We start from the raw sequence: 21,993 nt of genomic DNA on the forward strand, positions 1-21,993 counted from the left end.
GAGGTCGGGCAGAACCTGGCTGAAAGGGACTGAGACCTTGCTGTGATCGTGAACGCCGTGCCGGTCGGGGCCGTAGTGCTGAATACTGCGGGCAGGACCGGTCCGGTGTGTGAGCTGGAGGGGACGGTCGCGTGAGCGAAATACCTGGGACGACGGGCGATGCCGTCGGGACGACGGGCGACGTCGTGTGGCAGAACAGCCCGCCCGGCTCGATCTACGACTACATCAGGGTCGCCTCCTTCTCGATCGGCCCCGACGGGCTGATCGAGCAGTGGAGCAGCCGGGCCGCCGGTCTGTTCGGCATGACCTCGAACGAGGCTGTCGGCCGTGACCCGGTGGAGGCCTTCATGCCCGCCGAGCTGCGCTCGGAGGGACACCGGCGGGTCGGCGAGATCCTCGACGGCAAGGAGTGGACGGGGCTCGTCCCGTTCCGGATGCCGGGCGAGGGCGGGGCACACGGCCTCGCCGAGGTCTATGTGATGCCGAGTCTGACGGGCGACGGGGAACGGGCCGCGCTCTGCATCGTCGTGGATGTCAGAGCCCTGCGCCGCATCGAAACCGACCTCGCCGCCTCGCAAGCCATATTCGGCCAATCTCCCTTCGGCTTTGTGCTGTTCGGCACCGACTTCACCGTCGTACGGGCCAACCAGCGCTTCGCGACCGTCTTCGGCGGCGCGGCCGAGGACCACCGCGGCCGCACGGTGGAGGACTATCTGCCCCGGGGCGAGGCCGACCGGCTCTCCGCCACCCTCAAACGCGTCCTGGAGACCGGCGAGTCCGTCACCGACCTCCAGCTCGTCGGCACCGCCCCCGGCACCACCGACCGCCGCCACTGGTCCATGAACCTCTACCGGGTGCACAGCGGGGCCGGCCGCCCCGTCGGCATCGCGGGCCTGGCCACCGACGTCACCCGCCGCCACATCGCCGCCCGCGAGGCGGCCAGCGCCCGCCGCAACCTCGCCCTCCTCAACGAGGCCAGCGCCCGCATCGGCAACTCCCTCGACCTGGAGACCACCGCCCGCGAGCTCCTCGACGTCGCCGTCCCCGGCTTCTGCGACCTGGCCGCCGTCGACCTCTACCAGGGCCTGCTCTCCGGCGAGGAGGCCGCGCCCGGCAGTTGGGCCCCCGCGCACCGCGAGTCCGCCGGAGGCTCCGCCGAGCTGCGCCGGGTCGCCCACGCCAGCGCCGTGGCCGACGCGCTGCCCACCGCCGTGGCGGGCGGCGGCGCCCCCGGCCCGGACGACGTGCCGCCCGCGCTCGGCTCCGTCCACCGCTTCCCGTTCGGCTCGCCCCGCGCCGTCGCCCTGCGCTCGGGCCGGGTCGAGGACGTCCCCGGCGACGAGATGGGCTTCGTGCAGTCGACGCTCGCCGTGCCGATGGTCGCCCACGACACCGTCGTCGGGCTCGTCCAGTTCTCCCGTACGAAGGGCAGCGAGCCGTTCGGGGAGCGGGACCGGGCCCTGGCCACCGAACTGGCCGCCCGCGCCGCCGTCTGCATCGACAACGCCCGCCTCTACCGCCGCGAGCACGAACGCGCCCTGATCCTCCAGCGCAGCCTGCTGCCCCCCGGCGACCCCGAGGCCGCCGGGCTCGACATCGCCTGCCGCTACCTCCCCGGCAACACCGCCACCGAGGTCGGCGGCGACTGGTTCGACGTCATCGAGCTGCCCGGGCACCGCACCGCCCTCGTCGTCGGCGACGTCATGGGCCGCGGCCTGCGCGCCGCCGTCGCCATGGGCGAACTGCGCACCGCCGTCAGGACCCTGGCCCTGCTCGACCTGGAGCCGGCCGAGGTGCTCTCCGCCCTCGACGAGGTGGCCCGCGGCCTCGGCTCCCCGGGCTGCGGCGAGCGCAACGAGGGGCTCGGCGGCAGCGGGGGAGCCCAGTGGCCCTCCCGCGCCGCGCAGAAGTCCCGCGAGGCGGACCTCTCCGAGGTGTATCTCGCCACCTGCGTGTACGCGGTCTACGACCCGGTCACCCGGCGCTGTACGTTCGCCAACGCCGGGCACCTCCCCCCGGCGGTCGTCGAGCCCGGCCGGCCCGCCCGGCTCATCGACGTACCTCCGGGCATGCCGCTCGGCGTCGGCGGCGAGCCGTTCGAGGAGGTCGAGGTCGAGCTCGCCGAGAACGCCCTGCTCACCCTCTACACCGACGGTCTGGTCGAGTCCCGGGACCAGCCGCTGGACGAGGGCCTGGCGGCCCTGCGCACCGTGCTCACCGGCCCGCAGATGCCCCTGGAGGACGCCTGCGACCACGTCCTGACCACCCTCGACACCCGGCACGGCGAGGACGACATCGCCCTGCTGATGGCCCGTATCCAGGGCCTGCCGGGGGAGGCGGTCGGAGACTGGACGCTGCCGCGCGAACCGCGCTCGGTGGGCCGCGCCCGCGAGCTGGCCCGCACCCAGCTGCGCTCCTGGGACCTCGACGACCTGGTCGACACCACCGAACTCCTCGTCAGCGAGCTGGTCACCAACGCCCTGCGCTACGGCGAGGGCGAGATCCGGCTCCGGCTGCTGCGCGACCGCACCCTCGTCTGCGAGGTGTGGGACGCCGGACTCGTCCAGCCGCGCCGCCGCCGCGCCCGCGACACCGACGAGGGCGGGCGCGGACTCCAGCTGGTGGGCCTGCTCAGCGCCGCCTGGGGCTCGCGCCGCACCCCGCGCGGCAAGACCGTCTGGTTCGAACTGGCCTTGCCGGACGGGGCCCCGGCGGCCGAACTCTCGGTGGAGCAGCTGCTGAGCATGTACTGAGCCCGCTACGCCGACCCGGCTTTCAGAGCTGCCAGCCGCGCCTCCACCTCCGCGCCGGCGCCCAGGCTGTCCAGCTGCTCGAACTGGGCGTCCAGCGAGGAGGCGGCCAGCTCCTGCTTGCCCAGCGCCTTCGCCTCCTCGCGCCGCACCTTGTCCTCGAAGCGGCTCAGCTCGCTCGTCGGGTCGAGGATGTCGATGCTCTTCACCGCGTCCATCATCCGGTTCTGCGCCTGAGCGGACTTGGCGCGCGCCACCAGCTCATCGCGCTTGGCCTTCAGCTCGGACAGCTTGGTCTTCATCTGGTCGAGCCCCGTCCTGAGCCTGTCCACCACCTCGGACTGCGAGGCGATCGTCGGCTCCGCCGCCCTCGCCTCCTGTTCCGACCGGAGCTGGCGGCCCAGCGCGACCTTGGCCAGGTTGTCGAACTTGTCGGCCTCCGCCGCCGACCCCGCCCCGCGCAGCTCGTCGGCCTTCCGGCTCGCGGCCAGAGCTTTGCCGCCCCACTCGGCGGCCGCCTCGACGTCCTCCTTGTGGTCCTGCTCCATCAGCCGGAGGTTGCCGATGGTCGACGCGACCGCCTGTTCGGCCTCCGCGATGTTGTTCGTGTAGTCCCGGATCAGCTGGTCCAGCATCTTCTGCGGGTCCTCGGCCTGGTCGAGGAGGGCGTTGACGTTGGCCTTCGCCAGCTGGGTGACGCGGCCGAGGATGGTCTGCTTGGTCATGGAAACGGCTCCTTGCGTGTGTCGAGATCTCTGGTGCGGGTGACGGGATGAGGCCGGGCCGGGCCGGAAGAGGCCGCCGCACAGGCCCCCGGGCGGGTCAGAAGCGACCGCCACCGCCCCGGCGGCCGCGCGTCCCGCCCCCGCCGAAGCTGCCCGGCCCGCCGCTCATACCGCCTCCCCCGCCGAAACCGCCCCCGAAGCCCCCGCCCATACCGCCGCCCCTGCCGCCCCCGCCGAACAGCCCGCCGAGGATGATGCCGCCGAGCACCGCCCCGCCCATACCGCCGCCCCCTCCCTGCACGGCTCCCGGCCCCAGACGCCCGCCGAAGCCGCGGACGTCCTGCTCGGCCAGGCTCAGCGCCTGCCCGGCCAGTGCGTCCGCCTGCCGCGCCTCGGTCAGCGCCGACCTGACGTCCGTGCTCGCCAGCTCCCGGGCCCGCTCCCACCGCCGCTGCGCCTCGGCGAGCCGGGTACGGGCCTGGCTGCCGACCGCGCCCCGGTTGGTGGTGACGTAGTCGGCCGCCGCCCCGATCGCGGACCGGGCGGTGAGCATCGCCTGTTCGAGGAGGGTGCGGGCCTTGGCCTCGCCCCGCTCCTGCTCCCGCGCGCCGGCCAGCGCCTCGTCCAGGGCCGCGTCCGCCTCCTCCACCCGGCGCAGCGCGTCGACCGGGTCGTACGGGCCCGCCGCCATCGCGCCCCGGACGTCGGCGAGCACCGCCTCGGCGCGAGCGATCCGGCCGCGCAGATCGGCGGTCGACGCGCCCTCGGCGGTGCCTTCCAGCAGCCCGCCCGCGTCCGCGAGGTCGGTGTCCGTCTCGGTGAGCGCGGCGGGCAGCTTCCCGGCCGCCTCGCCCAGCTCCGCCGCCCGCCGGTCCACCGAGTCCAGCAGCGTGCCCGCCTGCCCCACCGCGCCCTCGGCGGCCCGGATGTACACCGCGGCCCGGGAGTTCTCGCCCGTGTCGACCGCCGTACGGGCCTGGTCCACGGCCGAGGTGGCGAAGACGAGCCGGTCCTCGGCCTGTTCGATGTCGGCCGCGGCGGGTGCGGCGGCGCCTTCCCCGTACCGCTCGCGCAGTCCGCCGACGCCCGCCTCGGCCGCCGACACCCGCCCGGCGAGCTCGCGGTAGGTGGCGTCCACGGCGGCCAGGGCCTGCGGAGCGGTGCGTTCCAGGGCGCGCAGCCGGTCGAAGTCCGCGGAGACGGTGTCGAGCCTCTCGTTCGCGGCCGCGCACCGGGTGAGGATCTCCTCCAGCATCCGGCGGCGGGTCGCGTCGTCCTCGGGGAAGGCGTCGTCGAGCTGCTGGCGCAACCGGAACGACTGCGTCAGCTCGTCCTTCGCCCGCGCGACGGCCTCGGTGAAGGGCTTCGCCGCCTCCTCGCCGAACTGGGCGGTCGCGAAACCCAGTTCCTCCTCGCTGGTGCGTACCGCGTCGTCGGTGTCCACCAGCACCTCCTTGGCCCTCTCGTCCAGCTCCGGCAGCGGCGTCGGCGGCTCCGGAGCGCCGCCCGCCTCCCCGCCCCGCCCCCAGCCGGTCGCGGCCGGGGTGGTGCGGGTCGTCGTACGCCGTTTGCGCCGGGTGTACGCGTAGAGGGCGACCGCGCCCGCGCCTCCGACGACCGCCACCGGCAGGATGAGGTCGCCCGCGCTCGTGTCGGAGCCGCCCGTTCCGGGGTCGGCGGGGCCCGGGGTGACAGTGGGGGCGGTCACGGGACGTCCGCCCAGCACGGCCGCGTAACCGTCCGCCGCCCCGATCGCGGCGCCCGCCCAGTCGTTCTCCCGCAGCGCGGGTTCGACGGCGGTGCCCGCCACCTCCTGCAGCTGCCCGTCGGTGAGCCGGGAGTCCGCGTCGACGGAGTAGGCGTACTGCCGGTCGTGGGTGGCGACGGACAGCAGTACGTCGTCCTGGCCCAGGCCGTTGCGGTCGGCGGTCTCGTTGCTCCAGGTCTGCGCGGACCGGCCGGAGAAATCGCGTACGTACACCACGAAGAGCTGGATGCGCTGTTCCGCGTAGAGCCGGTCGAGGGCGTCCTCCACCTGTGCCGTACGGTCGCGCAGGGCCCCGGCCCGGTCGGTGATCTGCCCGTCCCGGGACAGCTCGACGGGGTCGTCGGCGCGGGCGTCGCCGGCGGGCAGCGCGAGCCAGCAGACGGCGGCCAGCGTAGCGAGGAGGCCGGTGAGCAGGGCCCTGCCGGGTGCGGCGGGCCGGGGCCGCGACCGTACGGAAGACATCACGTTTGCGAGGCTATGTTCCGTTGTGCACCCTCGCGACCCGGCACGAGGCACCTCCCGCTTCCCCGCCCGCCCACCGACCGCGTCGGCTGTTCGCATGAACGGGCGCGGTAAAGGAGGGGCCCGTGCGCGTGTGAGCGGCGGCGGACACCACTCGTCGTCGTCAGATGGGGCGGACGCGGCGCAGGGACCGGAGTCCGGAGGTGACGAGTGGCAGGCCTTCAGCTGTCGGTCGTCGTGCCATGCTTCAACGAGGCCGAGGTCATCGAGTCCTTCCACGCCGCGCTGCTCACCGTCCTGGACCCGCTCGGCAGCACCTTCGAGGTCTGTTATGTAGACGACGGCAGCCGCGACCGGACCCGTCCGCTGCTGAGCGCCATCGCCGCCCGGGACCCCCGTGTCCACTACACCGCCTTCAGCCGCAACTTCGGCAAGGAGGCCGCCATGCTCGCCGGTCTCCGTATGTCGCAGGGGGCGGCCGTGGTGATCATGGACGCCGACCTCCAGCACCCGCCCGAGCTGATCCCCCGCATGCTGGAGCTGCACCGGCACGGCTACGACCAGGTCATCCCGCGCCGCGACCGCACGGGCGACGGCATGCTCCGCAGCACGCTCAGCCACACCTACTACGCACTCGTCCGGCGCTGCATGGACGTCGAACTCATCGACGGCACGGGGGACTTCCGGCTGCTGTCCCGGCGGGCGGTGGAGAGCGTCCTGTCCCTGCCCGAGAGCAACCGCTTCTCCAAGGGGATCTTCTCCTGGATCGGCTTCGACACGGTCAGCTTCCGCTACCGCAACAGCAGGCGTGCCGCCGGAGAGTCGAAATGGGGCGGCAAACGCCTGCTGAACTACGGCATCGACGGACTCCTCTCCTTCAACAACCGGCCGCTGCGGCTCGCGATCTACGCCGGTTTCTGGGTCTTCGTCTCGGCCCTGGCCTACGCACTGTGGACGGTCGTGCGGGTCGTTGTGTACGGCGTGGACACCCCCGGCTACGCCACCCTCCTCACCGCCGTCGTCGCGCTCAGCGGCATCCAGCTGGTGACGCTCGGCGTCATCGGGGAGTACGTGGGCCGCATCTACCACGAGGCGAAACACCGTCCGCCGTATGTGGTGCGGGAGACGGATGCGATGTGCCGGGCCCTGCCGGCGGGCCCGGGGCCGTACTTGGGGGGTCCGGGGCCGTACATACTGACGGGCGGGCCCGTCGGTATCCCCACGCGGGCCGAACCGGTCGGCCCGCTCGACCCGGGTGGCGGAGCGCCGGGCCGGGCCCGTACGGCTCGTCAGTTCGCCAGCTTCGTCCTCATCGGCTGCGTCAACACCGCCGTCTACCTCGGCGTCTACGTCGCGCTGAACCGCTGGATCCCCTATCTGACCGCCCACGTCGTCGGCTACGCGGTCAGCATCGTGTGCTCGTTCCTGCTCAACTCCTACGTCACCTGCCGGACGCAGCCCACCTGGCAGGCCTTCCTGCGCTTCCCGCTCTCCAGCCTGGTCAACCTGGTGGCGTCCGGGGCACTGCTCTACGGCGCGGTCAGTGGCCTCGGGATGGACAAGAACCTCGCCGCGCTGGCGGCCGGGGTCATCGTGACGCCGATCTCGTTCCTGCTGGCCCGCTGGGCGATCACCTCGGGCCAGGCCGCGGCCGCCGCCTCCGTACCGGAGCACGCGGAGCACGCGGTGCGCCCGGTGCCTACATCGCTGCCCACCCGCCCGACCGAGGACGGGTGACCGCCGATGCCCGAGCACGTTCCCGGAACGACCGCCCCGGAACGGCCTGAGGGCCAGGACGCGCGGCAGCGGAGAGGGAAGGGCAGGACCAGGGGCAACGGGAATGGCAACGGGGGTGCGCAGGGCCGCCCGTGGACCGCTCTCTGGGTGACCGCCCTGGCGCTCCCGCCGCTGTCCCTGCTCGCCGCGGCGTCCTGGTTCGGCCGGTGGGTGAGGCCCAGCGCCGACGACTGGTGCTTCCTGCCCGTCGTACGGGACGACGGCATCGCGGGAATCGTCGGGAAGTTCTACTTCGACGACAACGGCCGCGTCGCCAACGCCCTCATGGTCGGCGCCTACGCGAAGTTCCAGGTGGCGGGCCACCAGTGGTTCCCCCTGGTCAGCGGGGCCCTGGTGCTCGCGGTCCTGTGGGCCGTGGCCGTCGTGGCACTGCGCCGGGCCCGGCTGAGCACCCCGCGCGGCCTGCCGCTCCTGCTCGCTGCCATGGTCACGGCGCTGTTCCTGTTCGTCACCCCGAACACGTACAAGACGTTCTACTGGCCCGCCGCCTCGGTCTCGCACACCCTGCCACCGGTTCTGGCCTGCGCGGCCCTGATCCCGCTGCTGCTGGCCCGTACTCGTCGGGGCAGGGCGGCCGTGGTGGCCGTGGCGCTCCTCATGTCCGCCTTCCTCGCCACGCTGTCCGAGGAGACGGCGATCGTGGTGGTGATGGTGCTGGTGGCCGCCCTGCTCCTGAGCGGCCGCGTCGTTCCCGCCCCCGACCGGGCCTTCGTCCGCCTGTGGTGCGCGGTGGGCATCGCCGGGACCGTGGTCGGGGCCCTCGTCCTCATCACCTCCCCCGGCTCGACCAACCGCCGGAACCGGTTCGGGGCGGAGACGACGTCGCTGCTGGCCCCCGAGTCGCTCGCCGCGTCGCTGCGCGGCTTCGCCGAGATCACCGTCACCGTCGCCACGACCTGGCAGTACGTGGGCGCGGTCGCGGCAGGCGTACTGCTCGGCCTGCTGTGCGCCCGCTCGGACGGCAGAGCACCCCGCCCGCCGGCGCACTGGCCCCTGCTGACCGCCGCCGGATTCCTCACGCTCCTGGCCTCCGGCTACCTCTGCACGGTCATCGCCTACCCGGTCTTCCAGGACCGGGTGAGCGACCCGAGCGCCAACCGGTTGTGGAACGACTACCTCCTGCTGTACGTCATCCTGCTGGTCGGCGTCGGCACCCTCCTGGGCCTCGCGGTCCGCCGCCGCGCATGGCGCACCGCCCCGGTGAAGGCAGGGGCCGCCGCGCTGTGCGTGCTGGTCTGCTTCGGTCCGGCGGTCGCGCTGCTCAACCTGGACACGAACATGCGCGCGCGGGCCGAGAAGTGGGACGCCCAGGACCGCCGCCTGCGGGAGGGAGCGGCGGCGGGCGAACGAGTCCTCCCCTACGAGCGACTGGTCATCAGCGGCACCCTGGAGCCCTTCAGCAAGGGGGGCCGCAGCTACTGGCCGGGCGGATGCGTCGCAGACTTCTACGGGCTGGACCGCGTCACGGACGGGGCCAGGAACCCCTGAGGCCGGCAGCTGTCGGGGTCCGTCGATGCCCGAGGTTCGGGGGATTTCTGGCCGCGGATCTCTGGCTGCTGAGAGCCGATGACCCACAAACGCGCCGGTCTCCTGCGGGCAGGTGTCCGGCAGCGCCATCGCCTACCCCTGAAGTGCACGAGGCTGCCGGCCTGGAGTTCGTCGCGGGAAGCGGATCGCTCAAGGAGACGATGATCCTGCGGAGCCGGGAAGCGCCCACGATACGGGCCTCCCCGTGACGGCCCCCTCTGAACCCTCGATCGGAACCTTGGCGTGCCAGGGGTGTGCCCGGGGTTACCGGCGCAGCTCGCCGTCCCAGTGCTGTGACCGGGATGGTTCACCGTGGTCGGGAGACGGCTCACGGGACGAGCGCGGTCCGCGGGGCGACTGGTATTACTGGTGCATGCAGGAAGAGCAGGAAGAGACCGCGCGGTCCGCGATCGACACGTTCATCTCCGCGTTCAACGCCTCGGACGACAGCTATGTGACTGCGCTGCTCTCCCAGGCCCTCACCTCGGACGTGGTCTTCTGGGGGCCGTTGGGCCGCAGTGAGGGGATCGAGGCGGTCGAGCGGTTCGTGCTGGACATCCGGCGCCACCCCGCGGGGACCGGCACGATGGTGCGCTGTTCGGCGGTGGACATGCCGGACGAGTGGGCCCGGTACCAGTGGGTCTTCACGACGCCGGACGGAGGCCCCCGCCTGGCGGGAACGGACGTCGTCCATCTGCGGCGGAGCCTCATCGACCAGGTCATCGTCTTCGCGGGGGAGATCGGGCCGTCCGCCTCCTGAGTCGTTCTCCTCTGGCGCCGTCCTACTCCTGAACCGGCCCCGTCCGGGGCCGCGGGTCTAGCCGAGATCATCTTCACTACGCTTCGGTCGTCCCGTGCGGAGGTCGTCCGCCCAGGCCGCACGCGGGTGGTGTGCCGGTGCGATCTGCTGGTGGTGGACGCCGAGGGCTCTGCGGCCGGGCACGTCAGTCGACACAGAGCTCGTTGCCCTGGATGTCCTGCATCACGATGCGGGATCCGTTCTCCTCGTCGGCCTCCATGACCCGCACACACACCAGTGGGAGGCTCCATGGCCGGTTGCTGCGGACCGTGTACACCGGACCATGCACACCGGACCGTGTCCATGCCCTGGCGCCGTGGAACCGTGACCAGCTCGCCGAAGGCGCGAGGGCTCAGCCCGGAGAACGGGTTGTCCAGGGCGGCTCCGACGCCGTGATCACACCAGCCACGTCCGGAGCATCTCAGCTCGCCGGTCGGCCTGTGTGCCTTTCACGGCTGACGGTCCGCCCGCTTCCTCGCGTGGTGCTGGCGCGCCGCCATTGCGAGCAGGACCGGCGCCGGCGGATCGCCGAGGCGGTCTGCGCGCTGATCGCGCGCTCGGGCATGGAGGCCGTCAGCCTCCGCGACGTCGCCTCCCGGGCGGGTGTCTCCGGCCACCGCGCTGGCCATCCTGCAACGGAACGTCGACTACCTGCTGGAAGGCGGGTCCGACCGCAACTGACTCCTCCGCTCCGGGCGACAGGCGCGCACCAGTTCCAGTGGCAGCCTGCTCAAAGTGGATTCGGAGTCACGGGGCATCGCTCAGGGGGCCGTACGACCAGAGGCGTACGCCTAAATGTCCCATAGTTTGATGCTTTCAGAGCATTCGCAGTCGAAAGTGGAGGTGAGCAAAAGAGATTTGTTCGCAGTCGAACAGGAGAGAACATGCGTGGCGTTCTGATAGGCGTCGTGGGCGCCGTGGCGGTGCTCGGAGTCGCGGCCGCAGTGGCCGTACCCGAGGCCAAGGAGTGGTACGAAGGGCGTCACGAGCAGACCTCGGCCTACGCCACGGGCAAGGAGGCGAAGGAGGAGCGCGAGTCCGTTCCCCGCTGGCTGCCGGACGACGCGGCCTCTGTCGAGTACGCCATGAGGACCACCGGCGGCGAGCGCATCCTGAAGGCCACGCTCAGCGACGGCGGCCTCCCCGCGCGGTGTGAACCGCTCGACGGCGGGAGCGGCCCGGCCCCGGCTCCCGAGATCAGCGCGTCCTGGTTCCCCTCGGGGGTCGCGAGCAGCGCGAAGGGCCGCTGCGGCTCCTACTACGTCTCGCTGGAGAACCACACGCTGTACGCCTGGCAGACGAACGACGACTGGGTCGAGGAGAACCGCCGCTCGACGCAGTAGGCCGCCGACCTGGGGTCCTGCGGACCTGCGCCCGAGAACCTGCGCCCGAGAACCTGCGCCCGCGGACCTGGGGTCCTGCGGACTCACCGACCCGCTGTCCCCCGCTGCCCCCGCCCCGACGGTGCCGCGTACCACGCGGCCGACCGACCCGACGCACCCGACGCACCCGAGGTCCCAGTGATCGCCTTCGTACCGACAGCCGTCTTCCTCCTCTGGTCCTGCTGGGGTGTACGGCAGGACCGTCGCCAGTTCCGTAACGCGGTCCTGCTCGGTCTGACCGTGCTGAGCCTGTCGTTCGCCCTGCTGACGCAGGTGGACCGGTTGCCGGGGAATCTGGCTCTCCTGGTGTACTCGCTGGTCTTCCTCGTCCCCGTCCTCGCGGTCGTGGTCCTCGGCGGCTTCCTCCTCGTCAACGGCCTCACCATGGTCCGCAAGGAAGGCCGCAGACCGGCCAACCTCCTCTCGGGGCTGGCCGGGGTGGGTATTCTCGTCGTCCTGACGCTCGTGGCCACGGCCGACTACTTCGGCGGCTCGAACGCGTACCGGTCGTTCATCCTGGCCGTAGTGCTGATCACCGGCTATATCGGCTTCCTGTTCCTCTGCTTCCTCGCCTACGCCTTTCTGTACGGGCGCATCCGCGTGCGTGGCGATGTGGACTTCGTGGTGATGCTGGGCTCGGGCCTCATCGCCGGTGAACGCGTGCCTCCGCTGCTCGCCTCGCGCTTGCGGGCCGGACTCCGCATCCAGGAGCAGCAGGTGGCACGGGGTGCGGCGGCCCCCGTACTGCTGGTCTCCGGCGGCCAGGGCGCGGACGAGAAACTGCCGGAGGCCGAGGCGATGGGCCGCTGGCTGGCAGCCGAGGGTGCCGACCCGGAACTCGTCCTGGAGGAGTCCCGCTCCCGTAAGACGACGGAGAACCTGCGCTTCAGCCGACGGCTGATGGAGGCGGCCGACGAGCGTTACGTATGCGTCGTGGTGACCAACAACTTCCACGCGTTCCGCGCGGCGATGACCGCCCGCCGGGAGGGCGTGCGCGGCCAGGTGATCGGCTCTCCGACGGCCGCGTACTTCTGGCCGAGCGCCACGATCCGGGAGTTCGTCGCGGTCTTCTGGGAGCACCGGATCGTCAACGCTGCTTTGTGCGTGCTGCTGGCGGCGCTGGCTGTGGTGGTCGGCATGGGCTGGTGAGAGGGAGAGCGGCCACTGGGAACTCGTGACACGATCATGAAGAGGTGCCATCCCTGGTCATACGCCCGCGGCGGCCCAGAGCCCTGTGGTGTCTACGACTTGGGCGTACGCGACCCGAAAGCGGGACCGAACACCACGAGCAACGCCAAGTCCTCGGTCACGTCGATGAATCGGTGCTCCTCGCCGGCCGGTACGAAGATCACCGCCCCGGGGCCCACCTCGGACGTCCGGTCAGGCGTCATGATCTTGGCCCGCCCGGCCATGACGACGTAGACCTCATCCTCGGTGTGAGGGCTCTGGGTATCGCGCCCTCCGACGGGGATGCAGTACGTGCCCAGCGACAGATCTGACGTCCGTAGCTGCTCAACCCAGTCGTTGCCCACTTCACCGGGATGCGCCCACACTCCGGCGCCCTTGATGATCTCCATGGCATGAGCCTAGTGATGCACCCGGCCCCCAGCACCCAAGACCCTTACGAGCGCTTAGGATCGATGTCCGCCGCACCCGACCCTGACCACGTCGGGCCCACGCGGCTCAAGGAAGACCAATGGGCGAAACACGTATGGGGGAGTCGAAGTGCACGCAGATGAAGGTGTGGGAGTCCCGTCGAAGAACGACGAGGTGAGAAGCCTTCCCTACTGGCTGACGCTCGCCGTTTCGCTCGGCGTGGTTTTCATCGGCGGGCAGTTCTTCGGCTTTCCGTGGTGGCTGCGCCTGATAACGGTCGTGGCCGTCACCTGCCTCCTGGAAGGCGTCAACCAAGCTGTGGGCCGTGCCCGCGCGAAGAAGGGGCGCCACTAGGAGCCCGGCGGATCATGGCCGGGGCTGCGGTGTTCCGTGACCACCAGCTGCGCCTGACCCTGCCCTGTGAGGGCAGCGGCGAGGCGGTCCGGGCGTACTACCGCGGGCACCCCGAAGTCACGGGCGTACCGCGCTACTTGGACGCGGCGACGGCGGCGATCCGGCTGAGGCCCGCCCACCCTCGTCGCGGCCGCGCTCCTCGACCCGTCCGTGCCGTGCACCCCGCGAGGCGTCCCGGCGTCCTGGGCCGGGGCCTACTGGACCAGGCAGGTGTACGGGTGGTCCGGGGACGCCGGACAGAGATGGAGTTGCAGGTCGTAGCCTCGGGCGAGGTCGAGCATGGTCGGATTCGACGGCTGAGGGGCGGGCAGGGGCGGCGTGGGGCGGGCCTGGTCCTCATAGGGGGCCCAACTGAGGGTGACGGCGTTCCATTCGGCGGAGGCGATCGTCAGCAGCGGGTCCATCTCGGTGCCGCATGCGGGGCAGAGCCTGGGGACGGGATCGGTGAGGCCCCAACGGGTCCAGCCGCCGACCTTCCAGCCGGGAGCCACCGACAGCTCGTTCCGGTAGAAGGTCCGCGGCGTGGGCTCGTAGGAAGGGGCGACTGCGGCCCCGGCCGCCTGCCAGGTGCGCCAGTCCTCCAGCCGTCGCTGTAGTTCGCTGCTCAGCTCCATGGGGTTGGGGTACTCGGTGATCTGTTCCGGCGCGAGCAGGCACGGCTCGGGCAGATAGCCGGGGAACTGGATCACGGGCGGTTCGGGCGGGGCTGTGAGAGTTTCGGTGACATCCGCCGAGGACCGCCAGAACAGCGCGGGCTCGGGGTGGGCGGGGTGGTCGAAGGGGCACCACAGCACCTGGAGGAGATCGGCCTCGGACTGCCCGGGCGGGCGCAGCGAGGGGATGTCGCGCGCGTACAGCTGCGCCACGGGCAGCAGGGCGACCGGCCCTTCCGGCCAGGGGCCGCCCTCGATCCGCTGATAGCGCATCCACTCCTCGATCGTGTACGGCGCTGTCCAGGTGCTGTCGTCCGGCCGCGTCGCTCGTGCCGCCCGGATGCGCCGTTGCAGCCGTACGTCATCCGGGGCCAGAGCCTCGTTCAGTTGATCCCACTCGTGCGGGCCTTCGCACTGGGGCCACGGCTCGTCGGCGGGCCACAGCAGTGGCCCGCCGATCGAGCTTTCGTGGGGTGACGGTGTTCCGGGACGCGGGTGCAGCCGGGTCGCGGGACGTGCCAACGGGGCCAGTTGAGGAACGACCGCGGTGATGTCGACGGGGCGCGGCGGGGTGGTACGGCTCATTCTGGCTCCCGGTGGTGTGATGCGGTGGGACCAGTTTCCGAGATTCAGCAGCCCGGTGTTGCCTCGGGTGTTGGTGATGGAGATCGCGTCACTCGGCCCGATGGTGCCGTCATTCACTGCCTTCTGGATCAGCGCCTCATAGGAGCGCATACCGGCGTTCCGATGTTCATCCCTACGTGCCGGCAGGGGGCGAGGTCATCCGGTCCTGATGGCTGCGCAGTCGCGTTTGAGCGTGCGCCAAAACGTTCCTCCGGGCGAGTGAGCTTCGGGCCCGTGTCCGTCGTGTCGCCGTCCCCTCGCGCAGGCGGGCGCTTTCAGTGGGTGGAAGGAATCGGTGTGATCAACTGCAAATGCCACCAAATACGCACTATCCGGTCCATTCCGGTACGGGGTGGTCCGGGCCGGCCCCGGAGGTACCAGCCATGTCCCACGTCGGCGTCCCGCGCGGGACGGTCCGAAAGCGCCGATCGCTTCGCCAGTGCCGATCGCTCGCGCTCCTCACGACGGGGGTGCTCACGATCCCGGTACTGGCGGGCTGCAGCTCCGGCACCGAGGAGACCTCCCGGGCGGTTCCCCAGGACATCGCACCCGCCGCCCGCGACGCGGTCGCCGACGGCTCGACGGTGAACTGGGCGGTCGACGCGCTGCCCGCCACCTTCAACGCCTTCCAGGCGGACGCCGACAGTGCCACCACCCGGATCACCGGCGCCCTGCTCCCCACCCTCTTCCCGATGGACGCCTCCGGGCAGCCGAAGCTCAACCCGGACTATCTGGAGTCCGCGAAGATCATCGAGCGTGAGCCGAAGCAAGTGGTCCTCTACAAGCTCAACCAGCAGGCGGTGTGGAGCGACGGACGGGAGATCGGGGCCCCCGACTTCGTCGCCCAGTGGCGGGCGCTCAGCGGCAAGGACTCCGCGTTCTGGACCGCCCGCAACGCCGGGTACGAGCGGGTCGAGAGGATCGAGCGCGGCGCGGACGACCTCCAGGTGCGGGTCACCTTCTCCAAGCCGTACGCCGACTGGCGCTCGCTGTTCTCCCCGCTCTACCCGAAGGAGATCACCGGCTCGCCGGACGCCTTCAACGACGGGGCGCGCACGACGCTGAAGAACACCGCCGGGCCCTTCGTCCTGCGCGGTGTCAGCAAGTCCAAGGGCACCGTCACCCTGGCCCGCAACCCGCGCTGGTGGGGCGACAGGGCCAAGCTGGACACCCTCGTCTTCCACGCCGTCGCCACCAAGGACCGTACGAAGGCCCTCGCCGACGGCACGGTGCACGTCGCCGACATCGACGCGGCCACCGCCGACCGCATCACCCTCGCCCTCCGCGACCGGGGGAACAACGGGCAGCCGCTCACCCACGGCCCCGGCTCCGAGATCACACCCGCCGCGGCCCTGCGCTCCTGGGCCCTGGCGTACGGCTCCGACGAGGAGCAGGCGGAGATCGCGCAGGCGGCCCGGGAGAAGAACCGCAAGGCCGTCGCCGTGTACGGGGCCCAGCAGAAGGCCCTGCGCGACTTCGCCGTCCGCAAGTCCCTGGAGCCCGCCTACACCCAGCTCGCGCTGAACGGCGAGTCCGGGCCGCTCGCCGACGACCGGGTCCGGCGCGCGGTGGCCCGCGCCCTGGACCGCGAGGAGCTCGCCCGGACGGTGCTGGGGCCCCTGGGCCTTCCGGCGAAGCCGCTCGGCAGCCACCTCGCCCTCGCCGGGCAGCCCGGCTACAAGGACGGCAGCGGCGCGCTCGGCGACCAGGACACCAAGGAGGCCCGGGCTCTGCTGGCGGACGCCGGCTGGACCCGGGGCGGCGCGCTCGACAAGCCCAAGGACACCAAGGCGGGCAGCGAGGCGGAGAAGAAGGACGGCGAGGCGGCGAAGGAGAAGGACAAGAAGGAGAAGGAGGAGGACAAGAAGGAGACGGGCGCCGACGCCGAGGGTTCCGAGGCGGCCGAGAAGAAGAAGGCCGACGAGAAGGCCGACGAGGAGGCGGACGAGAAGAAGGCCGAGAAGGAAGAGAAGGCCGAGGAGAAGGCGGCCGCGAAGAAGAAGGCCGACCAGGACTCCGAGGACACCGCCGCCTCCCGCGACGAGGGCCTCTACATCGTCGGCGGCGACAACAAGCCCGGCGCCCAGGCCCCCGCGCAGCCCCCGGCCTCCGCCACCGGCGCCTCCGCCGTCCACGTCCTCGCCCCCGCCCGGGCGGCCGCCGCCCAGAGCACCGCCCTGCTCCGCCAGGCCGGAGCCCTCGGCGCGGACGGTGCCGCCGCCGCCCAGGACAAGCAGCCCGGCGTCGCCGCCGGAGCGTACGCCCCCGTGGGTACCGCGGCCCCGGCTGCCCCCGCCGCGGCCAAGGGACAGCTCGGCAAGGACGGCAAGACGCTGACCCTGCGCTTCGTGCTCCCCTCCGGGCCCGGCTCCCAGTCGCTGCGCAGCGTCGGCGACAAGATCGCGGCGATGCTGCAGAAGATCGGGATCGGCACGGAGATCACCAAGGTCTCCGACGAGAGCTACTTCAAGGACCACATCGCCTCCGGCGACTTCGACCTGGCGCTCTACTCCTGGCCCGCCACCGCCTACCCGGCCACCGACGGGCGCCCGATCTACGCCAAGCCGGAGCCCGCCACCGACGGATCGCTCCTCGTCGAGCAGAACTACACGCGCGTCGGCACCGACCACATCGACCAGCTCTTCGACCAGGCCGTCGCCGAGCTGGACGAGAAGGCCGCGAGGGAGCTGATGAAGCAGGCGGACGCCCGGATCTGGGCCGCCGCCGGATCGATTCCGCTCTTCCAGCGCCCTCAGCTCGTCGCGGTCGACAAAAAGCTCGTGAACGTCGGCGCCTTCGGGTTCGCCGCCCCCCGGTATCAGGACATCGGGTTCAAGAACCGGAAAGCGGCAGGTTCCCCCGCAGACCGCAAGAAGTAGCGGGGAAGCGCCCCGCCCCTCCGCCGCCAAGCTCAGATGCACCTCAAAACCCTTGCCCGCCGGTTTACCCGGCGGGCAATGTGGTTCCTGCCCTGACCCGGGCCGTTCATCGCTTCACCACTCCTCACCCCCCCCAAAAGCTTCGCCAGAGCTCCACCACAGCTCCCCCCACCGGCCTCCCACGGGCCCGGCAGCACCTTGACATCGGCTCACCGCAGCACCCAAGGGCCCTCCTCCGCCCTTGACACCGGCTGAATATCGCCTGAATCACACGGGAAGACCGCCTCTGCGGATCGGCCCGGGAAGCCCGGTGGGCGCAGGGCCCGTACCATGGGACGAGCCGTGGCGTGCCGCCCGGCGGGCGTACGAGGACTCGAAGACCGACTGAGACGCCTGATCCCACGATCCGAGAGAAGCGCAAGCCACCCATGCCCACGCGCCACGACATCCGTAACGTAGCCATCGTCGCCCACGTCGACCACGGCAAGACCACGCTGGTCGACGCCATGCTCAAGCAGGCCGGCTCCTTCGCCGCGCACGCTGCCGAGTCGCTCGACGACCGCATGATGGACTCGAACGACCTGGAGCGTGAGAAGGGCATCACGATCCTCGCCAAGAACACGGCGGTGAAGTACCACCCCAAGGACGGCGGGGACCCGATCACGATCAACATCATCGACACCCCCGGCCACGCCGACTTCGGCGGCGAGGTCGAGCGCGGTCTGTCGATGGTGGACGCGGTCGTGCTGCTCGTCGACGCCTCCGAGGGCCCGCTGCCCCAGACCCGCTTCGTGCTGCGCAAGGCGCTGGCCGCGAAGATGCCGGTCATCCTGTGCATCAACAAGACGGACCGCCCCGACTCCCGGATCGCCGAGGTCGTCGACGAGACGTACGACCTGTTCCTGGACCTGGACGCGGACGAGGACCAGATCGAGTTCCCGATCGTCTACGCCTGTGCCCGTGACGGCGTCGCCTCGCTGACCAAGCCCGAGGACGGCACCGTCCCGCAGGACAGCGAGAACCTGGAGCCCTTCTTCTCCACGATCCTGTCGCACGTCCCGGCCCCGGAGTACGACGAGGACGCGCCGCTCCAGGCCCACGTCACCAACCTGGACGCCGACAACTTCCTCGGCCGTATCGCGCTGTGCCGCGTCGAGCAGGGCGAGCTGCGCAAGGGCCAGACCGTCACCTGGATCAAGCGCGACGGCACCATGTCCAGCGTCCGCATCACCGAGCTGATGATGACGGAGGCGCTCACCCGCAAGCCGGCCGAGGTGGCGGGCCCGGGCGACATCTGCGCCATCGCCGGTATCCCGGACATCATGATCGGCGAGACCCTGGCCGACCCCGAGAACCCGATCGCGCTGCCGCTGATCACGGTCGACGAGCCCGCCATCTCGATGACCATCGGCACCAACACCTCGCCGCTCGTCGGCAAGGGCGGCAAGGGCCACAAGGTCACCGCCCGCCAGGTGAAGGACCGCCTGGACCGCGAGCTGATCGGTAACGTCTCGCTCCGCGTCCTGGACACCGAGCGGCCCGACGCCTGGGAGGTCCAGGGCCGCGGTGAGCTCGCGCTCGCCATCCTGGTCGAGCAGATGCGCCGCGAGGGCTTCGAGCTGACCGTAGGCAAGCCCGAGGTCGTCACCAAGCAGATCGACGGCAAGACCCACGAGCCGATCGAGCGCATGACGATCGACTCCCCCGAGGAGCACCTCGGCGCCATCACCCAGCTCATGGCGACCCGCAAGGGCCGTATGGAGACCATGACGAACCACGGTTCGGGCTGGGTCCGCATGGAGTGGATCGTGCCCTCCCGCGGCCTCATCGGCTTCCGTACGGAGTTCCTGACCCAGACCCGCGGCACCGGCATCGCGCACTCGATCTTCGAGGGCCACGAGCCGTGGTTCGGTGACCTGCGTACGCGTCACAACGGCTCGCTGGTGGCCGACCGCGCGGGCTCCGTCACGCCGTTCGCGATGGTCAACCTCCAGGAGCGCGGTGTCATCTTCACCGAGGCCGGCACCGAGGTCTACGAGGGCATGATCATCGGCGAGAACTCCCGGGCCGACGACATGGACGTGAACATCACCAAGGAGAAGAAGCTCACCAACATGCGTGCGGCCTCCGCGGACACCACGGAGAACGTGGTCCCGGCCCGCAAGCTGTCGCTGGAGCAGTCCCTGGAGTTCTGCCGCGAGGACGAGTGCATCGAGGTGACCCCGGAGACCGTGCGTATCCGCAAGGTCGTCCTGGACCAGAGGGAGCGCAGCCGCGCCGCCTCGCGCGCCAAGAACGGCTGAGTCCGAGCCGAGCACGGCTGAGCCGTCGCCAGGTACGGCTGAGTCCGCGCCGAGCAGCGCTGAGCGAGCGCCTGCTTCCTGAGCCCCTCCAGAGGCTCGGCACGGTCGGAGGCGCACGCTCCGTATGCGAAGGTCCGTCCGATCGCGATTCATCCGGTCGGACGGACCGTCAGCACAGGCATTGACAGAAGGCCCGGCCCCCCACAGACACTGTGGGGGGCCGGGCCTTCGTCAATCGCTTTTCCTGACCGTGGTGTCCGGATATCGGGGGTCGCTCTCCGGAACATGTGTTAACAGTCCGTTTCGGGCGTGTCTGTCTGGGATCGCTTTGTCCGGATTTCGGGCACACGGGGGGGTCTGATGTTGTCAAACCGAGACCCTTTAAGTGTGGTTTACAGCCCGGTCGTACTCAATAGTTGGCTCCATTGAGCTCGGGTCAATGGGTCACGCACTGTGGGGAGTGCCGACTCACGAGCACACTCGGGGCACTGAACGATCACCGTCAGGGGTGTCGGTGAATCTCTCCAGTGCCCTTCTTGTAGTCAAAAAGTGGACTCATGAGGAGGAAACCCATGCGCGGTGCCAAGAGCGCCAAGTGGGTCGCGGGAGCGGCAATCATCGCCCTGGCCGCGACGGCCTGTGGCGGCGGCAGTGGTGACGGTGACAAGAAGAACACGTCGGGTCAGCCCGCCGGTTACGTCTCGATCGACGTCGGTGAGCCTCAGAAGCTGCTGATGCCGGCCGACACCAACGAGAGCAACGGCTCCTACGTCATCCAGTCGCTGTTCACCCAGCTGCTGGACTTCGACTCCAAGGGCGAGATCGTTCTCACGAACGCCGAGTCCGTGGAGACCGAGGACTCCAAGACGTGGACCGTCAAGCTCAAGAAGGGCTGGAAGTTCCACAACGGCGAGGACGTCACCGCGCAGTCCTACATCGACGCGTGGAACTGGTACGCCAACGTCAAGAACAAGCAGCAGAACGCGTTCTGGTTCGCCGACATCAAGGGCTACGCGGACGTCCACCCGGAGAAGGGTGAGCCGAAGGCCGACAAGATGTCGGGTCTGACGGCCGTGGACGACACCACCTTCACCATCGAGCTGGCGGAGAAGGTTCCGTACTTCAACTACAAGCTCGGCTACTCGACGTTCGCGCCGCTGCCGAAGGTGTTCTACGACGACCCGAAGGCGTTCGGCCTCAAGCCGATCGGTAACGGTCCGTACACCTTCGAGAAGTGGGACCGCAAGAAGCTGATCCAGGTCAAGGCCTGGGACCAGTACCAGGGCCCGAACAAGGCTGCCAACAAGGGCATCCAGTTCAAGAACTACACGACCGTCGAGGCCGCTTACGCGGACGTCGTCTCGGGCAACCTGGACATCATCCGCCAGGTCGGTCCGCGTGACCTGCCCAAGTACAAGTCGGACCTCGGTGACGGCGCCATCGAGCAGCCGTACGCCGCGATCCAGACGCTGGTCCCGGCGTTCTACACGGACACCTTCAAGGACATCGACCCCAAGGTCCTCCAGGGTCTGTCCATGGCGATCGACCGTGACACGATCACCAAGACCGTCCTGAACAGCACCCGTACGCCCGCGACGAGCTTCACGCCGCCGCAGGTCAAGGGCAACCAGCAGCTTGAGTCGGACTTCCTGAAGTTCGACCCGGTCAAGGCCAAGGCCCTCATCAAGGAGGGTGGCGGTGTCCCGGGTGACAAGTTCTCCATCCAGTACAACGCGGACGGCGGGCACAAGGAGTGGGTGACCGCGGTCTGCGAGTCCATCCGCAACTCCACCGGGATCGACTGCGTCGGCGACGCCAAGCCGGACTTCCCGACCGACCTTGAGGCTCGTGACAACGACGAGGTCAAGGGCATGTACCGCGGTGGCTGGGTCGCCGACTACCCGGTCAACGTGAACTTCATCAAGGAGCTCTACCACTCCAAGGCGGAGTCCAACAACGGTCGCTTCTCCGACAAGGAGATCGACGAGCTGATGGCCAAGGGCGACAAGGCCGACTCGCTGGAAGAGTCCGTCGCCGCCTACCAGGAGGTCGAGAAGGCGCTCGTCGAGAAGATGCCGGCGATCCCGCTCTGGTACTACCGCATCAACGGCGGCCACGGAAAGAACGTCGACAACGTCAAGGTCGACTTCCACGGTGACCTCGAACTGACCGGCGTCACCACCAAGTAACACGCCTGCGGGTCATTTCCCCACCTGGCCGTCATCCGGTCGCGTCGGTCATCGGCGCGACCGGAGGCGCGAGGGCCGCCTCTGCCAAGAGGCGGCCCCCGCGCCGCAGTTATCCCCACACGGAG

The 21,993-nt window shown here is 70.5% G+C and carries 14 protein-coding genes and 2 pseudogenes; 11 read left to right on the plus strand and 5 right to left on the minus strand.

The annotated features are described in order from the left end of the window. The first annotated feature begins 185 nt into the window (after positions 1–185). Positions 186–2,753, plus strand: coding sequence for a SpoIIE family protein phosphatase (locus RI138_RS22445; protein WP_311122979.1), 2,568 nt, complete (start codon positions 186–188; stop codon positions 2,751–2,753). Positions 2,754–2,758: 5 nt separating this feature from the next. Here the strand turns inward: RI138_RS22445 and RI138_RS22450 are convergent, their stop codons facing one another. Together RI138_RS22450 and RI138_RS22455 are read right to left on the minus strand one after the other, a co-directional pair. Next, on the minus strand, positions 2,759–3,475 hold the full coding sequence (locus RI138_RS22450) for a PspA/IM30 family protein (RefSeq protein WP_311121367.1): 717 nt from the start codon (positions 3,473–3,475) through the stop codon (positions 2,759–2,761). 97 nt (positions 3,476–3,572) lie between these two features. Further along, complete coding sequence (locus RI138_RS22455; protein WP_311122980.1) at positions 3,573–5,705, minus strand: TPM domain-containing protein; 2,133 nt, start codon at positions 5,703–5,705, stop codon at positions 3,573–3,575. Positions 5,706–5,915: 210 nt separating this feature from the next. On the opposite strand from RI138_RS22455, the gene RI138_RS22460 reads away from it, so the two are divergent. From RI138_RS22460 to RI138_RS22470, 3 genes are all read left to right on the plus strand, one after another. Then, entirely contained in the window at positions 5,916–7,442 is a 1,527-nt protein-coding gene (locus RI138_RS22460; RefSeq protein ID WP_311121368.1) for a glycosyltransferase, read from the plus strand. 6 nt (positions 7,443–7,448) lie between these two features. After that, positions 7,449–8,990 (plus strand): DUF6056 family protein, encoded by a 1,542-nt coding sequence (locus tag RI138_RS22465; RefSeq protein WP_311121369.1) that lies wholly within the window; start codon positions 7,449–7,451, stop codon positions 8,988–8,990. A 412-nt stretch (positions 8,991–9,402) separates the two neighbouring features. Next, entirely contained in the window at positions 9,403–9,789 is a 387-nt protein-coding gene (locus RI138_RS22470) for a nuclear transport factor 2 family protein (RefSeq protein ID WP_033948004.1), read from the plus strand. Between the two features lie 329 nt (positions 9,790–10,118). Here the strand turns inward: RI138_RS22470 and RI138_RS22475 are convergent. Then, a pseudogene (locus RI138_RS22475) lies at positions 10,119–10,237 on the minus strand (IS5/IS1182 family transposase); the annotation flags it as partial. A 475-nt stretch (positions 10,238–10,712) separates the two neighbouring features. Between RI138_RS22475 and RI138_RS22485 the strand changes: the two are divergent. Both RI138_RS22485 and RI138_RS22490 read left to right on the plus strand, forming a co-directional pair. Next, entirely contained in the window at positions 10,713–11,171 is a 459-nt protein-coding gene (locus RI138_RS22485) for a hypothetical protein (RefSeq protein WP_311121370.1), read from the plus strand. A gap of 177 nt (positions 11,172–11,348) precedes the next feature. Then, on the plus strand, positions 11,349–12,359 hold the full coding sequence (locus tag RI138_RS22490; RefSeq protein ID WP_311121371.1) for a YdcF family protein: 1,011 nt from the start codon (positions 11,349–11,351) through the stop codon (positions 12,357–12,359). A gap of 92 nt (positions 12,360–12,451) precedes the next feature. Here RI138_RS22490 and RI138_RS22495 read toward each other — a convergent pair whose 3' ends face one another. Beyond that, entirely contained in the window at positions 12,452–12,787 is a 336-nt protein-coding gene (locus RI138_RS22495) for a cupin domain-containing protein (RefSeq protein ID WP_311121372.1), read from the minus strand. A 148-nt stretch (positions 12,788–12,935) separates the two neighbouring features. Here RI138_RS22495 and RI138_RS22500 point away from each other — a divergent pair, with 148 nt between their 5' ends. Further along, positions 12,936–13,160, plus strand: a complete 225-nt coding sequence (locus RI138_RS22500) for a hypothetical protein (protein WP_311121373.1) — start codon at positions 12,936–12,938, stop codon at positions 13,158–13,160. A gap of 32 nt (positions 13,161–13,192) precedes the next feature. After that, positions 13,193–13,376, plus strand: a pseudogene (locus tag RI138_RS22505) (acetylxylan esterase); the annotation flags it as partial. Positions 13,377–13,414: 38 nt separating this feature from the next. On the opposite strand, the gene RI138_RS22510 reads toward RI138_RS22505, so the two are convergent. Continuing rightward, a complete protein-coding gene (locus tag RI138_RS22510) occupies positions 13,415–14,458 on the minus strand; it encodes a hypothetical protein (protein WP_311122981.1) in 1,044 nt (347 codons plus the stop codon). Between the two features lie 422 nt (positions 14,459–14,880). Here RI138_RS22510 and RI138_RS22515 point away from each other — a divergent pair, with 422 nt between their 5' ends. The 3 genes from RI138_RS22515 to RI138_RS22525 all read left to right on the plus strand — a co-directional run bounded on the left by RI138_RS22515 (position 14,881) and on the right by RI138_RS22525 (position 21,868). Then, positions 14,881–17,376, plus strand: coding sequence for an ABC transporter family substrate-binding protein (locus RI138_RS22515; protein ID WP_311121374.1), 2,496 nt, complete (start codon positions 14,881–14,883; stop codon positions 17,374–17,376). Between the two features lie 428 nt (positions 17,377–17,804). Continuing rightward, entirely contained in the window at positions 17,805–19,679 is a 1,875-nt protein-coding gene (gene typA / locus RI138_RS22520; RefSeq protein WP_096626944.1) for a translational GTPase TypA, read from the plus strand. A gap of 572 nt (positions 19,680–20,251) precedes the next feature. After that, positions 20,252–21,868, plus strand: coding sequence for a peptide ABC transporter substrate-binding protein (locus tag RI138_RS22525; RefSeq protein ID WP_311121375.1), 1,617 nt, complete (start codon positions 20,252–20,254; stop codon positions 21,866–21,868). Positions 21,869–21,993 lie beyond the last annotated feature (125 nt).

Source organism: Streptomyces durocortorensis (assembly GCF_031760065.1).
In the GTDB taxonomy this organism is placed as follows: domain Bacteria; phylum Actinomycetota; class Actinomycetes; order Streptomycetales; family Streptomycetaceae; genus Streptomyces.

Coding starts and splice junctions, on each gene's coding strand:
- RI138_RS22485 (WP_311121370.1), top strand. CDS start 10,713: ATGCGTGGCGTTCTGATAGGCGTCGTGGGCGCCGTGGCGGTGCTCGGA.
- RI138_RS22525 (WP_311121375.1), top strand. CDS start 20,252: ATGCGCGGTGCCAAGAGCGCCAAGTGGGTCGCGGGAGCGGCAATCATC.
- RI138_RS22515 (WP_311121374.1), top strand. CDS start 14,881: ATGTCCCACGTCGGCGTCCCGCGCGGGACGGTCCGAAAGCGCCGATCG.
- RI138_RS22495 (WP_311121372.1), bottom strand. CDS start 12,787: ATGGAGATCATCAAGGGCGCCGGAGTGTGGGCGCATCCCGGTGAAGTG.
- RI138_RS22455 (WP_311122980.1), bottom strand. CDS start 5,705: ATGTCTTCCGTACGGTCGCGGCCCCGGCCCGCCGCACCCGGCAGGGCC.
- RI138_RS22450 (WP_311121367.1), bottom strand. CDS start 3,475: ATGACCAAGCAGACCATCCTCGGCCGCGTCACCCAGCTGGCGAAGGCC.
- RI138_RS22510 (WP_311122981.1), bottom strand. CDS start 14,458: ATGAGCCGTACCACCCCGCCGCGCCCCGTCGACATCACCGCGGTCGTT.
- RI138_RS22470 (WP_033948004.1), top strand. CDS start 9,403: ATGCAGGAAGAGCAGGAAGAGACCGCGCGGTCCGCGATCGACACGTTC.
- RI138_RS22465 (WP_311121369.1), top strand. CDS start 7,449: ATGCCCGAGCACGTTCCCGGAACGACCGCCCCGGAACGGCCTGAGGGC.
- typA (WP_096626944.1), top strand. CDS start 17,805: ATGCCCACGCGCCACGACATCCGTAACGTAGCCATCGTCGCCCACGTC.